We start from the raw sequence: 14163 nt of genomic DNA on the forward strand, positions 1-14163 counted from the left end.
TTTAAAAACCCACGCCTGAGTTAGGCTTAGAGGTGAGAACAATGAAGAAGATTAGGCAGCCCATCATAGCGGTTCTTGGGCATGTAGATCACGGAAAGACCACGCTCCTCGACAGGATACGGCGCACGAACGTCGCCGGCAAGGAGGCAGGTGGAATAACCCAGCACATAGGCGCGACGGAGGTTCCCATAGAGACCGTCAGGAATCTGGCGGGCCCACTTATCCAGCTCTGGAAAGGCGAGATAAAGCTTCCCGGGCTGCTCTTCATCGACACTCCCGGGCACGAGGCCTTCACGAGCCTGCGCGCGAGGGGTGGGAGCCTGGCCGATTTGGCGGTTCTCATCGTGGACATCAACGAGGGCTTCCAGCCGCAGACCATAGAGAGCATCGAGATACTCAGGAAGAACAGGACCCCCTTCATCGTGGCCGCCAACAAGATAGACAGGATTAAGGGCTGGAAGGTGGAGGAGGATGAGCCTTTCCTCGTGAACATCAAGAAGCAGGATCAGAGGGCCCAGCAAGAGCTTGAAACCAAGCTCTGGGAGCTCATTGGAAAGTTCTACGAGATGGGCTTCCAGGCCAACCGCTTTGACCGCGTCCAGAACTTCACCCGCGAGCTGGCGATAGTTCCGATTTCGGCCAAGTACGGCATAGGTGTTCCCGAACTTCTCGTCCTCATCGCAGGTCTCAGCCAGAAGTACCTCGAGGAGAAGCTCAAGATCGAGGTCGAGGGCCCGGCGCGCGGCACTATACTAGAGATACGCGAGGAAGTCGGCCTGGGAACCACGCTTGACGTCATCATATACGACGGGACCCTCCGCAGGGACGACACCATCGTGGTTGGAGGCAAGGACAAGGCGATAGTTACGAAAATCCGCGCCCTCCTCAAGCCGAAGCCCCTCGACGAGATACGCGACCCGCGCTTCCGCTTCGACCAGGTTGAAGAGGTCGCCGCCGCGGCGGGTATAAAGATAGCCGCCCCGGGACTTGAGGAGGCCTTAGCCGGCTCGCCGGTTATAGCGGCCCGCTCGGAGGAGGAGATTGAAAAGGCCAGGCAGGAAATCCTGAGCCAGATACAGAGCGTCGTCATAAGCACCGGCAAGGTGGGCGTCATTGTCAAGGCCGACACCCTCGGCTCGCTTGAGGCCCTCAGCAAGGAGCTCCAGGAGAAGGGGATTCCCATCAGGAAGGCCGACGTGGGGAACATAAGCAAGACCGACGTGATGGAGGCCCTGAGTGTCAAGGACGAGGAGCCCAAGTACGGCGTCGTTCTGGGCTTCAACGTCAGGGTGAACGAGGACGCCGAAGAGGTCGCCAAGGCCAAGGGGGTGCCGATATTCACCGGCAACATCATCTACAAGCTCATCGAGGACTACGAGGCCTGGGTCAAGGCGGAGGAGGAGAAAAAGAAGCGCGAGCTGCTCAGCAAGGTCACCTTCCCGGGTGTCATAAGGCTCTACCCGGACGAGCGCTACGTCTTCAGGAGGAGCCACCCCGCGATAGTGGGTGTTGAGGTCGTGGAGGGCCGCATAAGACCCGGAGTGGCGCTCATCAAGCAGAACGGCCAGAAGGTCGGCGTCATCAAGTCCATCAAGAACAAGAACGACTTCGTCCAGGAGGCCAAGAAGGGCGACGCCGTTGCGATAGCCATCGAGGGCGCGATGGTCGGCAGGCACATCCACCCTGGCGAGACGCTCTACGTTGACCTGAGCAAGAACGACGTCATAATCCTCGCCAAGCAGCTCAAGAACGAGATGGACGAGACCGACGTAAGGGCCCTCAAGATGACGGCGAAGGTGAAGGCTCAGGGGGACCCGTTCTGGAAGGCGGTTTGAGCCTCGTTACCCTCTTTTCTTTCAAGTTCTTTCAAGCCATATCGCCGCCTCAACATGGGGCGTGTGCGGGAACATATCGATTAGAATAGCGTCCTCTATCCTGTAAGTCTTCCTCAGGTGGTTCTCGTAGTCGAGCCGAAACGCCTTTGGGTTGCAGGAGACGTAAATGACCCTCTCAACGCCGCTTTTTACCAGTAACTCGGCCGCCTCCCTCAACCCCTTCCTCGGCGGGTCAACTATGACTGTGTCGTAGTCACCGATTGGCGTTTCCTCGGCCCGACCGACGCGGAACCTGGCATTCACCCCATTTAGTTCGACATTTTTCCTCGCCATCTCCACAGCGAAGGGATTCAGCTCGACCCCATCAACCTCGAAACCCCTCTTCGCCAGCCAGACGCCGAAGGTTCCGACGCCGGAGTAGAGGTCGAGGACTTTCTCGCCATCTGTAAAGTCTTCAACGGCCTTGAGGAGTAACCACAGGGCGTAGCTGTTGGTCTGGAAGAATGAATTGGGGTGGATGAGGTATGCCACGTCCCCGATCCTCTCACGTATGAAGGGTTCGCCCCCCATGATCTCGGGCTCTCCCCTTGGGTCGTCCCTCTCGTCCGTCTTAAGGCTCCAGTAGAGGGAATCCGCAAAGGAGAAGTAGTCCCTGAAGACCTCAGCAACTTCCTTCGAGGGTTTCGTATGGGCTACGAGGTTCACCATGAGCTCACCCGTGAACTTGCCTTCCCTGACCTGCAGGTAGTGAACCTCGCCGGCTTTTCTCTTCAAATCCCATGGCTCAAGGCCAGTCTCGCTCAAAAAAGCCCGAAGGGCGCGCAGGTATTCGGATGTCCCTTTGGAGAAAACCGGACACTCGGAAAGCTCCACCACGCCGAGGGGATCCCCGTACTCCTTGAGTCCTATCCCTTCAGCAGTCACGATGAAGTTGCTCACGTTCCTGAAGTCCCAGATTTGGGGTGATCCCTTAACCGGCGCGCTTATCCCGGTTATCCGCTCGAAGAGTTCGGCTTTGAATCTCAACTGTTCCCCATATCTCAGACCCTGCCAGAGGCAGCCTCCGCAGGCTCCGAAGTGGGGGCATCTCGGGGTCTGCCTGAGAGGTGAAGGTTCCAGAAGCTCAAAATCCGTGGCGATCCTCCTGCCGAAGCGCCTCTTCGTCCGCCGGACGAGGACGTAATCCCCTGGATATGCGAAGGGAACGTGGATCCGTCTCTCCCCCTCAAGGAGGCCGAGGCCATCGGCGCTGAGTTCCTTTATCTCTCCCCTGATGCGCATGGTCGGGACTCGCCATCAGGGTTTTTATACCCCTCGCTGAGTTTCAGGCGGAGGTGAGATTATGAGGCCAAAGGTCTTCATCACCCGTGCGATTCCCGAAAACGGCATCGAACTCCTGAGGGAGCACTTTGAGGTCGAGGTCTGGGAGGACGAGCATGAGATTCCGAGGGAAGTCCTGCTCGAGAAGGTTCGGGACGTCGATGCCCTCGTTACCATGCTGAGCGAGAAGGTAGACGCCGAGGTCTTTGACAGCGCCCCTCGGCTTAGAATCGTGGCCAACTACGCCGTCGGCTACGACAACATAGACGTTGAGAAGGCAACGAGGCGCGGGATATACGTCACCAACACCCCCGACGTCCTCACTAACGCCACCGCCGACTTCGCCTGGACACTCCTCCTTGCCGCCGCGAGGCGCTTAATTGAAGCGGACGGGTTCATCCGCTCGGGCGAGTGGAAAAAGCGCGGTATAGCCTGGCACCCGAGGATGCTGCTGGGCCACGACGTTTACGGAAAGACCATCGGTGTGGTCGGCTTCGGAAGAATCGGCCAGGCGGTGGCGAGGCGCGCAAGGGGCTTCGGGATGAGGATATTCTACAACTCGAGGAGCAGGAAGCCAGAGGCCGAGAAAGAGCTCGGCGCCGAGTTCAAGCCGTTGCACGAGCTCCTGCGCGAGAGCGACTTCGTGGTTCTGGCAGTCCCGCTGACGAAGGAGACCCACCGCATGATAGGCGAGAGGGAGCTCAGGCTTATGAAGAAAACAGCGATACTCGTAAACATAGCGAGGGGCAAGGTCGTCGATACGGAGGCGCTCGTCAGGGCACTCAAGGAAGGCTGGATAGCCGGTGCAGGCCTGGACGTCTACGAGGAGGAGCCGTACTACCATGAGGAGCTCTTCAGCCTCGACAACGTGGTTCTGGCGCCCCACATAGGCAGCGCCACCCATGGTGCCAGAGAAGGAATGGCCGAACTCGTGGCCAGGAACCTGATAGCCTTCAAAAACGGTGAGGTTCCGCCCACGCTGGTCAACCGGGAGGTCATGAAAGTTAAGGAATCGGGGTTTGATTAAAGGAGAACAACGCTTACGCCCAGTTTCTCCGCTATTTTTCCCTGTTTCTCGTCGCAGGTGACGAGAGTGGCGTGGAGCGCCTCCGCCTGCGCTATGAACAGAGCGTCGTAGATTGCTATGCCACCTTCGACGCTCAGCTCGAAGGCTCGTCTCAGGTATTTTTGATTCTCCTCGATAGTTATCACTCCCTTATCAACAAGGAGTTCCAGCGCTCCGAGGAGCTTCTCCCCATCCTCTCTGCCAAAGTTTCCGTATATCCGCACGTTCTTCCAGATTACATTGGTGGTCTCGGTGAGCAGCATATCAACCGCGTGGACGTCGCTCTCCGGCTGGAGATAGGGTACCACATCCCTCCAGCCTTCTTCCTTCAGGAGAAATTTACAGAGGGCAGATGTGTCAATGACTATCACGGTCCTCCCTCACGAGCTTTTCCGCAGTTCCCTTTGGAACCCCATGAAGGGACTCAACGAGCTCTATAACTTCCTGGAGGGCCTGTTTTTTCTCCTCCTCTTCAATCCTCTTCCGTATGAACGCCCTTATCTCCTCGCTCCAGTTGATATCGTACTTCTTCATCTCACGCCTGAGTTCCGGTGGAACCCGGACGCTCACAACCGCCGAGTTCATGTAGTTCACCACATTTAATTTGGTATTACAAATCTTAAACTTTTTGCACTACAATGGGTATAATTCACGCCTGTGTCCGACGATCGCAGAAAAACAACTGGATTGTTAAGCTCTCCAGGCGTATTCTTCGAGTTCTTCAACGCTCGCCTTTCCGAGTATTCCTAGGTGAACCTTCTTTTTCATAGCCTTTGCAAGGAACTCTGCATCAGCTTCGAGGAGTTTTTTCAGCCTTTCGAGGTCAACTCCCGCCGGAACCTTTATCATTATCTCTCCCATGCTCCCACCTAAAGGGAATTCAATGAGGTTGTATAAAGCCTTATCGAAGCTTCACACCTCTTTCATCATCGCCCTGAACCTCCTCGCGTCCCTGCACATGTCAGAGTTGTTGAAGAAGACGAAGCCCTCCCCGCGGTTCCAGCCGAGGACCCTTTCCCTTATCTTTTTCAGCTCTTCGTCGCTGTAGGAGTGCCTGTAGATTATCCTCCCGTTCTCGTAGCGCCCGTGCAGGCGGTAGTAGTTCATCTCCCCGTTATGGAGCGGGATCCTCACGAGGGGGTCGGTGACGTCTATAACGTCGAACTCCTCACTCCAGCGGCTCCCTCCCATAGCGCAGGAAGCTCAGGAACCTCTCGTCTTCCCCCACCAGTGCGCTCAGCACCGCGCTCACGTATGCGTCGAACTCCTGCTTTTTGATGACCACTGAGTGGTGGGCGTACTCCAGCGGGATGACGTATTCATCCTCGGCGACGGAGAGGATATTTGCAAGGGTTCCCTCGAAGTCCTGCCTTTCTGGTACCTCAAGAAGGTATATCAGCCCCCTTTCGGCGAAGCGGACGTATGCCGGTCTTATCCGGGCTCCGAGTATCTTACCGTCCTTCATGATGAGGATTTCCTTGAGGCTCTGGAGCTTTCCGTGGTGCATCAAATCGACGACCAGCTTTGGAAAGGCCTCCTTGGGCTTTTCGAGGTACCTGAACTCCAGGTAGCCGCTCTCGTCCGAAAGCGAAGCCACAACGGGGGTATCGACTATCATTGGTGCTCCCTTGAGCTTCTCTTTCTCCCTTTCCAGGACTGTCTTAACGACGTCGGACTTGTAGAAGGTCTTAGCTACCGCCGCTATCCTGCCCCCAAGGAGCCTGTCCAGTGCGTGGAGGTACTCTAGGTACTCGAAGAGGACTATAAGATCCTCCTTGTCGTTGACCCACCAGAAGCTCTCCCTTATACTCCTCGCACCCCGTTTCATAAGCATTGAGAATATCTCCTCCCCGTTCCAGCCCCTTGAGGGAAGGGAAAAACCGTTGAGCACGCCGGTTTTCTCCAGCTCCTCCCTCCACTCAACCCACTGTTCGTCGAGGAAGTCAAGGAACTCTAGGGCCGCTTCGAGGAGTTGCTTTCCGTGCCGGTTGTAGAGTTCCCTCGTCGTTGAAGATGCGTAAGTGGGAGGTGTGATTATGGCGCTGCTTATCGTGCCGTCCATGAGCACCAGATCGGCGCCGAGTTCGAGCATCATCGCGCCCATTCTCTTCTCCAGAATGTCCATGTGGATCCTAACCCTCTCCTCGACGTTCTTATAGGGAAAGACCATGCCGATATCGTTCCAGTAGTAGAGCCTCTCACCTATCGCAGAGGCCGAAACGGCGTAGATTATCGCCCCGCTGAGGCGCTTCATCATTCTGCTGCCATCGATCGCGTAAACGTTTCCACCCCTTGGAGCGGGCAGGGGCTTCCAGGAGAAGTGTTTCGCCACTGCGCTTCTCAGCTTCCCAACGTCCCTGAGGCTCCTGAGGAGAAAGTTCCTGATCTCCTTGATATGAACATCGCTAATACGCTCCAATGCTCTCCACCTCCACGCGGCTCTTGCCGCCGACGTTCAGCACCCTTATCACGTAGTCCGCCGCGTCCTTCAGCTCCTCGTCGTGGGAAACGATTATGACCTGCGGTATCTTCCTCAGCTGGCTCGATATTATCTCCACGAGCTTCTTCCTGCGCTCCTCATCCAGGAAGGGCGTGGGCTCGTCCAGGATCAGAAGCTCCAGGTTCCCCACCTTGTAGAGCGAGAGCGCCAGGCGGAAGGCCAGGCCGAGCGCTATTCTCTCCCCACCGCTCAGGAATTCCAGACCGACCTCGTTGCCGGCGTAGAGCACCTTCAGCTCTATCCGCTCCTTTCCGAACTTCTTCTCGCGTTTGAGCTTTATCCCCTGGTACTTGCCCTCCGTCATCTCCGAGAATGTCTCGCCGGCGAGTTTCTGTACTTCCTCAAGGCCCCTCAGCTCCTCCTCGGCCTTGAGCCTCGCCACCTTCTCCTTGAACGCGGTCATGTCTGCCATGGCCTTTTCAACGGTCTCCAGCTCCCTCTCGGCATCTTCTATCTCCTTCTTCTTTGCCTTCAGCTCGTCGAGGAGCTTCATTACCTCGTCCCTCAGCTCTTCAGCGCCCTTGAGCTCCGTTCTGGCCTTCTCAAGCTCCCTCGCGGTTGCCATGTATCTCTTCTCTGCCTCGGCGTAGGCTTCCTCAGAGAACTCCCGCGAGAGTTTTTCCATCTCCGCCCTCAGCTCCTTGAACTCTCCCTCCAGTTTTCTAAGGGCCTCGATGCTCTCATCGCGCCTCTTCTCCAGGAGGGAGAGCTTCTTCTTCGTCCTCTCAAGCTGGGCCGGGACGTCCCTGAGCGAGAGGTACTCGCGGTAGGCTGGCTCGAGCTCCTTCATCCTTTCCTCAACGGCCTCGAACGAGCCGAAGCCCTCGTTCTCCAGCCTTTCCAATATCCTCCTCTTTTCCCTGCCCATCTCCTGGAGCTTTTTCTCTATCCTACCCAGCTCGTCTTTTGCTTTCTCAAGCTCCTCGAGCTCCTCTCTGAGGTGTCTCAGCTCCTTCTTTATCTCGATGAGCCTTGCCTTGGCCTTTTCAAACTCCTCCGCGGCCTTCTCGAGTTCCTCCAGGTCGTACTTCGCCAGCTTTTCTTCGACTTCCCGCAGGAGGTCTGCCGTCTTTTTCAGCCTTATGAGCTTTGACTCCCTCTTGATGATTCCTTTGAGCTCGATTTCCCGTTCATTGAGCTTTTTGAGCTTCTTTGATAGCTTATTCAGCTTCTTCTCGATGGAGGTTATCTCGGCGTCGTACTCGGCCCGTATCTCCTCCTCGTCGTGCTCCCCGATGGGCCTCTTGCACAGCGGGCAGACCCTGGCGCCTTCCAGCTTCGAGAGATTCTCGATGAGACTCTCCTTCAGTCCGTTGAGAGTCGCAATCTCCTCCCTTATCCCGGTCACTTCCTCGCGGAGGTTCTCAAGCTCCTCCTTGGCGTTCTCGACCGCTTTTAGCTCCTTTTCCAGGTTCTCGGGGGTGACCCCCGCCCGCTCGAGTTCCCTCAGATACCTCTCCGCCTCGGCCTTCCGCTGGAGGGCGCGCTGGTAGAGGCCGTTCTGCCTCTTCAGCTCCTCGTAGGTCTCGCGGAGGGACTTTTCCTCCCCTTCGAGCTCCGCCATCTTTGCAGAGACCTCCTCGATCCTGGCGGCTCTCTCCTCAAGCACCTTTCTCTTCTCCGCCAGTCTTGCTTCGGCGGTTTCAAGCTTTGATAGCTCGTCCTTGAGGGAGAGGAGCGACTTCAGCTTCAGGTACTCCTTCTCGAGGGGCTCGAGCTCCCTGAGGCGTGCGAGCTTACCCTCGAGCTCTCCTATCTCCTTCTTCACTTCCTCGATCTGGGCTTCATAGTCCTCTATTCTACCCTTCTCGGCCTCTATCCTCTGCTCCAGGACTGCCCTCCTCTTCTCCAGCCCCTCAAGCTCACTCTTCAGGTCCTTGAGGCGCGAGTAATCCTCCTCCGCTTTCCTGAAGGCACCTTCGAGTTCTCCAACCCGCTCCCTGAGCTCGCTTATCCTCCTCAGCGTCTCGGAGAAGCGCTTCTCGGCATCGCGGAGGTTCTCCTCCACCTCGGCCTTCCTCTCGATGAGCTTCCTGAGGTACTCCCTCCTCCGCTTGAGCTCCCTTATCACCTCCGCCGCGTTCCTCTCGGCGTTCTCGTAGTCCTCTATGCCCAGGACCTTGCGCAGGACCTTTTCCATTACCTCGCGGTTCGTGATTATACCCTCTATCTCACCCTGCCTTATGTAGAGCGCGTTGGTGAATACCTGGATTGGGTAGACGTTCCTCTCGACCCAGCGCGCCACGTCGGAGCTCTTCTCCGCTATCGTCTCCCTGTCCTCAAGGAGCTCGCTCTTCTTGGAGTCCCTGACGATTTTGTAGCTCTTCCCGTTGTGCTCGAACTCCAGCGTTAATCCCAGTCCGCCGGTCGAGTTGACGCGGGTGTTTGCCTGAATGTAGCCCCTCGGGAAGCTCGGGTGCCCCATGTAGAGGGCCGCGAAAATCGCCTCGAGGATCGAGCTTTTGCCGGCGCCGTTCTGGCCTATCAGCAGGTTTATGCCGTCGCTGAACTCCACCTCGCTCATCTCGTGGGCCCTGAAGTTCCTGATCTTTATCCTCCTTATCCTCACGGCTTACCCCTCCTGAGCCACGCGTCTAGGCTCGATGGGTTTTTGGGCTTGGAAATGGGCCTGGGTTTTTTAGGAGGCTCTTTCCCCAGATCTTTTTCCGGTTTGGGCTTCTCCGGCTTGGCGGTGCTCTCGGACACCTTCTCCTTCTTCTCGGGTTCTTCCCTCTTTTCAGTTTCCGGAACTTTCCGGGCTTTTTCCGGGATTCCCTTCTCGTACCTCCCAATCAGCCAGGAGACGAACTCGGTGAGCCCCTCGGAGAACTCCTTCGGGGAGACCCTCAGGTTCAGGAGGAGCTCCCGCTCCCATTCGGTGAACAGCTCCTCCTCGCTCAGCCTCTCCTTGGAAAGCACCGTCTCCCCCACGACCCTGCTCCTGAAGGTGTAGTACATTATCCCCGAATCTTTAAGGAGGTCGTTGAACTCGGCCAGGCTCACCCCGCCCTTAATCGTCCCTTCGAGCGTTATAACCGCTATCGCGTCCTTCGGGACGAGCGAGGCTGCCTCCTCAACCCTCTTCCTGAGCTGGGACTTGCTGTCCCCCTCCACCCTGATCGAGTAGAACGGCCTCGCATCGACTTCTACGAACTCCGGCTGAAAGTCCTCGACGATGTAGAACCCCTTCGGCCCCTCCCTGCTCTCCGTGACCTTCGGCTTTTTGTCCCTCAGGGAATAGCGGATTGTATGGCTCGCCTCCCTTACCTCCGTCCTCTCCAGCGAGCCCGGATAGACCAGAGGCCCGCTCAGCCCCGTCTGCTCCGGTTCAGCTACCCTCCTCACGTGGATGTGGCCGAGAGCGTAGTAGGAAAAGCCGTCGGGAAGCTCGTTGAGCTTCAGGTCAAAGGCGTCCTGGTAGGGCGTGTCCTTGGCGAGGTAATCGACCGCCTGGTGGAGCATCAGGATGCCCTTCTTTCCCTTGAAGAGCGCCTTGAGAACGTTTACGGCCCCTTCCTGCCTTATGAGCTGCCAGCGGGTGTGATGCCTGAGGCCGTGGATTTCAAGGTCTCCTACCTGGCCCCAAACTAGGTAGCGGTTCTCACTTATCTTCCTGCTCCTCTGGAACTCACCCTCCCTTGGCTCCCTCTTCAGCCCGACGGTGTATATCAGCCCGAGATGCTCGAGGAGGTCGAAGACCGAGGTTTCCCTTATGGTCTTGTCGTGGTTGCCCTCTATCGCGAAGACCGGGATTCCCTTCCGCCTCGGGAGCTCAAGGACCTCAACCGCGTCGCGTATCGTCCTCGGGGACGGCCGGCTCACGTGGAAGAGGTCGCCTGCGATGAGTATGAAGTCCACCCTGGCTTTCACGGCCTTCTCGATGGACTCCCTGAAGACCTTGAGGTAGTCGTCGTAGCGGAAGGGCTGGTTGAACTGCTCCCTGCCGAGGTGGACGTCGGCGATGTGCGCGAATCTCATGGTTCATCACCGGCTTCACAGCGGGAGGGCCTCTATGGCCTCTTCCTCGGTTATCTCCTCTTCCTCGTCCCTCCCCGCGAGCCACTCGCCGACGATGTCTATGTCCCCGCCGCCGTAGTGGCCGTTCATATCCCTTTCGAAGCTGTATATCTTGACCATCGCGGGAATCGTGATGGCGTAGCCCACTAGGACGGCCTCACCAACGCCAAGGGAGGCAATGTCGCTCAGCAGATCCTCGCTTATCTGCTCGCTCGCCTGCTGGACGTAGCGCTGGTCGTTCGGCTCGACGAGCTTGAGGATTATCTTGGTGTTCGTCTGGCTGAGTATGTCGTCGTCCAGCTTCTTCGGCCTCTGCGACACTATCCCGAGGCCAACGCCGAACTTCCTGCCCTCGCGCGCTATCTTGCCGAGCCACAGAGTTGCGGGATTCTTCTCTCCCCTTGGCGCGAATATGTGTGCCTCCTCCACTATGATCAGCACGGGCCTCGTTAAAGCCGGATACCTCTCGGAAACCTCCCTGACGAGGGCCCTGTCGTTGGTTCTGACGCCCTTAACGTAGTCTATCCTGTTCTTGAGGATTCCGCGGAGGACGAAGCTTGCCAGCGTTATCATCTGCTCCTCTTCCATTCCGCTGAGGTCTATAACGTTCACCATCCCCGGCCTTATCTCGCTGAGCACATTAACCGGACTGATGAACTCGCCGAAGTTGGCCCTGAGCTCGCTGAGGTAGTCCTTCAGCCTTATGAGGGCCTCTATGTCCCTTGACTGTATTTTCCTCGGCGTCTCTATGCCCTTCTCGTCGTAGTAGTGGATGATCTTGTCGTCGGTGTTCTCGTAAACCCTTATCCACTCCTCTATCTTGTCCTCCATCTCGTGGATGAAGGCAATTCCGCCGACGACCTGTCCCTTCCTCCGCATCTCCTCCCTGACCGTCCTGTAAACCAGCCCCAGGAAGCGCCTCTGCAGGCTGGCGTTTTCAGCTATCCCGAGCAGTGTGGCGAACTCGCTCAGCCTTATCCGCCCCGGATCTATCGTGGCCTTTATCGGGTTCACGCGCGCGCCGGGCCAGCTGAGCCTCTGGTATTCCCCGTGGGGGTCGAGAATAACAACCGTAGCGTTGACACTGCTAACCAGCTCCTTCGTGAGAACTGCTATCGTGTTGGACTTTCCTGCGCCAGTGACGGCCAGAACCGCGAAGTGTCTCGAGACGAGTTTGTTAGCGTCCAGCCCAACCTCTATGTTCTCCCTCGCGATGAGCCTGCCGAGGCGTATATGCCCCTCCGAGAATATTTTCTGGAGGTCCTCGTCCCTCGTGAGGTAGACCTTCTCGCCCGGCTTTATTGGGACGCGGTTCGGGGCGGGCTTCGTCAGGAACTCACCGTCGTGCCTCCTCAGCACGCCGAGAACCTTCGCCGTCGCCAGAATCGCCTCGCTCTTGTCCAGGACGCCCTTTGAGAATACGTTCACTGTCTTCTCAACGTAGTCGTAGCTCCCCCTGCCGGCGTCCATCAGCCAGTTGATGTTCCTGATTGACTTAAGAAGAGCTAAAACTTCATCACCGTCCCGGTTTTTAACGACCAGAAACTCTCCGAAGCGGGGCAGCTCGTTCCTCGGGTTCACTATGAACGTGAAGTGATCCGTGCTTGATTCGCCAAAAACTATTCCAACGGCACCGTTTCCGACCATATTACCACCCTGAGTTGATTGGATGGGTATGAACAAAAACCTTTCGCCGGCCAAAACCCTAAAAGGCCCCGGGTGCTATCCTGTAACATGAGCGAAATCCCCTGTGAAAGGATTCTCCTGGTTACGGGCAGGCTCGCGGAGCCCCTCGTGAGGAGGTACGGGAAAGGCTGCGACGTCTTCGTTACGCCGGTCAGCGTCGCGGCATTTCTCACTCCAGAGATGATAGTCCGCTACCTCAAAAAGGCAGGGATCCGGAGCGAGGACTACGACCTGGTTCTAATCCCGGGCCTCGTCCGCGGTTCGGCCGGGCTCATCGAAGACGAACTCGGAATTCCTGCATTCAAAGGGCCGAGGAACGCGATGGACATCCCCCAGACGCTTAAAGCCCTGAGCGAGGGCTTCAAGCTCAGCAAAGAACTCCCCGCCGACGAGCTATTCTCCTTCGATGCCCTCAAAAGGGTCGAGGACATCAGGAACAAAACGAGGAACCGGCGCTACATTGAGAAGGCCCTCGAAATGCCGTGGAACGTCCTCATCGGCAACCTCCCCGCGGGAAGGGACTTTCCGGCGAGGATTCTGGGGGAAGTAGTGGATGCTCCGAGGCTCGGGGTTGAAAAGACCGTCGAGAAGGCCCTCTACTACCTCCGCGAGGGGGCCGATATAATCGACATCGGCATGGTCGCCGGCGAGACGAACCTCGATTTCATCGAGCTGATTCTCGAAATCCGTGAGAGGCTTGGAGAGAAGGGCTTTGACGTCCCCCTAAGCTTCGATTCCCTCAACACGGCGGAAATTGAGAGGGCCCTCGACTATGCGGACCTCTTCCTGAGCGTTGATGAGGGCAACCTTGAGGGGCTCGTGACTGAGAAGCCCGTCGTTTTAATCCCGACCAACCAAAGGAGAGGCTTCTTCCCGGTCAGGCCGTCGGAGAGGGTCGAGTTCCTTGAAAACCTCAAGGAGAGGGCCCTCGATCTGGGGTACAAGACGGTTATCCCAGACCTAATCCTCGAACACGTTCCTCACTTAGCGCGCTCCCTTACTGCTTTCCAGCTCTACCGCGAGAGGAATCCGGACGACGTTCTTTTGGCGGGAGTCGGCAATGTGGTTGAACTTTACGATGCGGACAGCGTAGGGATGAACGCCCTCTTAGCTGGAATAGCAAAGGAGCTTTCAATAAACCTCCTCCTCACGACCGAGACGAGCGCCAAGGCGAAGGGTTCGGTGAGGGAGCTGAGAAGGGCGGTGGACATGAACCTTTTTGATATACCAAAAGACCTCGGCTTCGACCTGCTGGTGCTCAAGGAGAAGAGGGCAGGCGAATGGAGGTTCGAGCCGGCTGAGAAAGTCATTGAGGCCGAGGAACGGCCCGTCCGGATTGAACCCCTCTACTTCCGCATCTGGGTCGAGAACGGGAAAATATGGGTAAACGCCCACCGCGGAACCGAGCTTCTCCTCACGATAACCGGGGACGAGCCCAACGCGATAATCGACACCATCCTCGAGCGCTTCGAGATAAGCCCGAGGCATGCCTTCTACCTTGGCAGGGAGCTGGAGAGGGCCTACACTGCCCTCAAGCTGAGGAGGAGCTACGTCCAGGAGGTCGAGCTCTTCGGGGAGTTCTACGGCGATGCCCACAAAGTTTAACTCCTGAAAGTCCACTCCATCAGGGCTGGCCTCGACGGCCTTGTCCCTTCCGGCAGCAGTGGGGAGTTCCCCTATCTGAACTTCGAGGAGAAACTCGGGGTCGTGTCGCCCCGGAGCTCTGCGCCGAACTCTGG

Annotated in this window: 11 protein-coding genes and 1 pseudogene; 3 read left to right on the top strand and 9 right to left on the bottom strand. The window is 57.3% G+C overall.

Annotated features, from left to right (window positions below):
- The first annotated feature begins 41 nt into the window (after positions 1-41).
- Entirely contained in the window at positions 42-1835 is a 1794-nt protein-coding gene (gene infB, locus GQS_RS00220) for a translation initiation factor IF-2 (RefSeq protein WP_014011633.1), read from the top strand.
- A 21-nt stretch (positions 1836-1856) separates the two neighbouring features.
- On the opposite strand, the gene rlmD is transcribed toward infB, so the two are convergent.
- Complete coding sequence (rlmD, locus tag GQS_RS00225) at positions 1857-3116, bottom strand: 23S rRNA (uracil(1939)-C(5))-methyltransferase RlmD (RefSeq protein WP_014011634.1); 1260 nt, start codon at positions 3114-3116, stop codon at positions 1857-1859.
- A 61-nt stretch (positions 3117-3177) separates the two neighbouring features.
- Between rlmD and gyaR the strand changes: the two genes are divergently transcribed.
- Positions 3178-4182, top strand: coding sequence for a glyoxylate reductase (gene gyaR / locus GQS_RS00230; RefSeq protein WP_014011635.1), 1005 nt, complete (start codon positions 3178-3180; stop codon positions 4180-4182).
- Here gyaR and GQS_RS00235 read toward each other — a convergent pair.
- The 8 genes and pseudogenes from GQS_RS00235 to GQS_RS00265 all read right to left on the bottom strand — a co-directional run bounded on the left by GQS_RS00235 (position 4179) and on the right by GQS_RS00265 (position 12385).
- Positions 4179-4592: a type II toxin-antitoxin system VapC family toxin gene (locus GQS_RS00235; protein WP_014011636.1), complete on the bottom strand. Its 414-nt coding sequence runs from the start codon at positions 4590-4592 to the stop codon at positions 4179-4181. The genes gyaR and GQS_RS00235 overlap by 4 nt on opposite strands.
- On the bottom strand, positions 4579-4806 hold the full coding sequence (locus tag GQS_RS00240) for a hypothetical protein (RefSeq protein ID WP_014011637.1): 228 nt from the start codon (positions 4804-4806) through the stop codon (positions 4579-4581). The genes GQS_RS00235 and GQS_RS00240 overlap by 14 nt, the downstream gene beginning before the upstream one ends.
- Before the next feature lie 105 nt (positions 4807-4911).
- A complete protein-coding gene (locus tag GQS_RS10975; protein WP_014011638.1) occupies positions 4912-5082 on the bottom strand; it encodes a hypothetical protein in 171 nt (56 codons plus the stop codon).
- 51 nt (positions 5083-5133) lie between these two features.
- Positions 5134-5394, bottom strand: a pseudogene (locus tag GQS_RS00245) (DUF72 domain-containing protein); the annotation flags it as partial.
- Positions 5390-6640 carry a DNA double-strand break repair nuclease NurA gene (locus GQS_RS00250; RefSeq protein ID WP_014011640.1) on the bottom strand — a complete coding sequence of 417 codons (1251 nt, stop codon included), beginning with the start codon at positions 6638-6640 and terminating at the stop codon, positions 5390-5392. The pseudogene GQS_RS00245 and the gene GQS_RS00250, both read right to left, overlap by 5 nt.
- Positions 6627-9290 carry a DNA double-strand break repair ATPase Rad50 gene (rad50, locus tag GQS_RS00255; RefSeq protein WP_014011641.1) on the bottom strand — a complete coding sequence of 888 codons (2664 nt, stop codon included), beginning with the start codon at positions 9288-9290 and terminating at the stop codon, positions 6627-6629. Before rad50 ends, GQS_RS00250 begins: the two co-directional genes overlap by 14 nt.
- Positions 9287-10699, bottom strand: a complete 1413-nt coding sequence (locus GQS_RS00260; RefSeq protein ID WP_014011642.1) for an exonuclease SbcCD subunit D — start codon at positions 10697-10699, stop codon at positions 9287-9289. Before GQS_RS00260 ends, rad50 begins: the two co-directional genes overlap by 4 nt.
- A 15-nt stretch (positions 10700-10714) precedes the next feature.
- Entirely contained in the window at positions 10715-12385 is a 1671-nt protein-coding gene (locus tag GQS_RS00265; RefSeq protein WP_014011643.1) for an ATP-binding protein, read from the bottom strand.
- 87 nt (positions 12386-12472) lie between these two features.
- Between GQS_RS00265 and GQS_RS00270 the strand changes: the two genes are divergently transcribed.
- Positions 12473-14029 carry a dihydropteroate synthase-like protein gene (locus GQS_RS00270; protein WP_014011644.1) on the top strand — a complete coding sequence of 519 codons (1557 nt, stop codon included), beginning with the start codon at positions 12473-12475 and terminating at the stop codon, positions 14027-14029.
- Positions 14030-14163 lie beyond the last annotated feature (134 nt).

Origin of the sequence: Thermococcus sp. 4557, assembly GCF_000221185.1 — an archaeon.
In the GTDB taxonomy this organism is placed as follows: Archaea; Methanobacteriota_B; Thermococci; order Thermococcales; family Thermococcaceae; genus Thermococcus.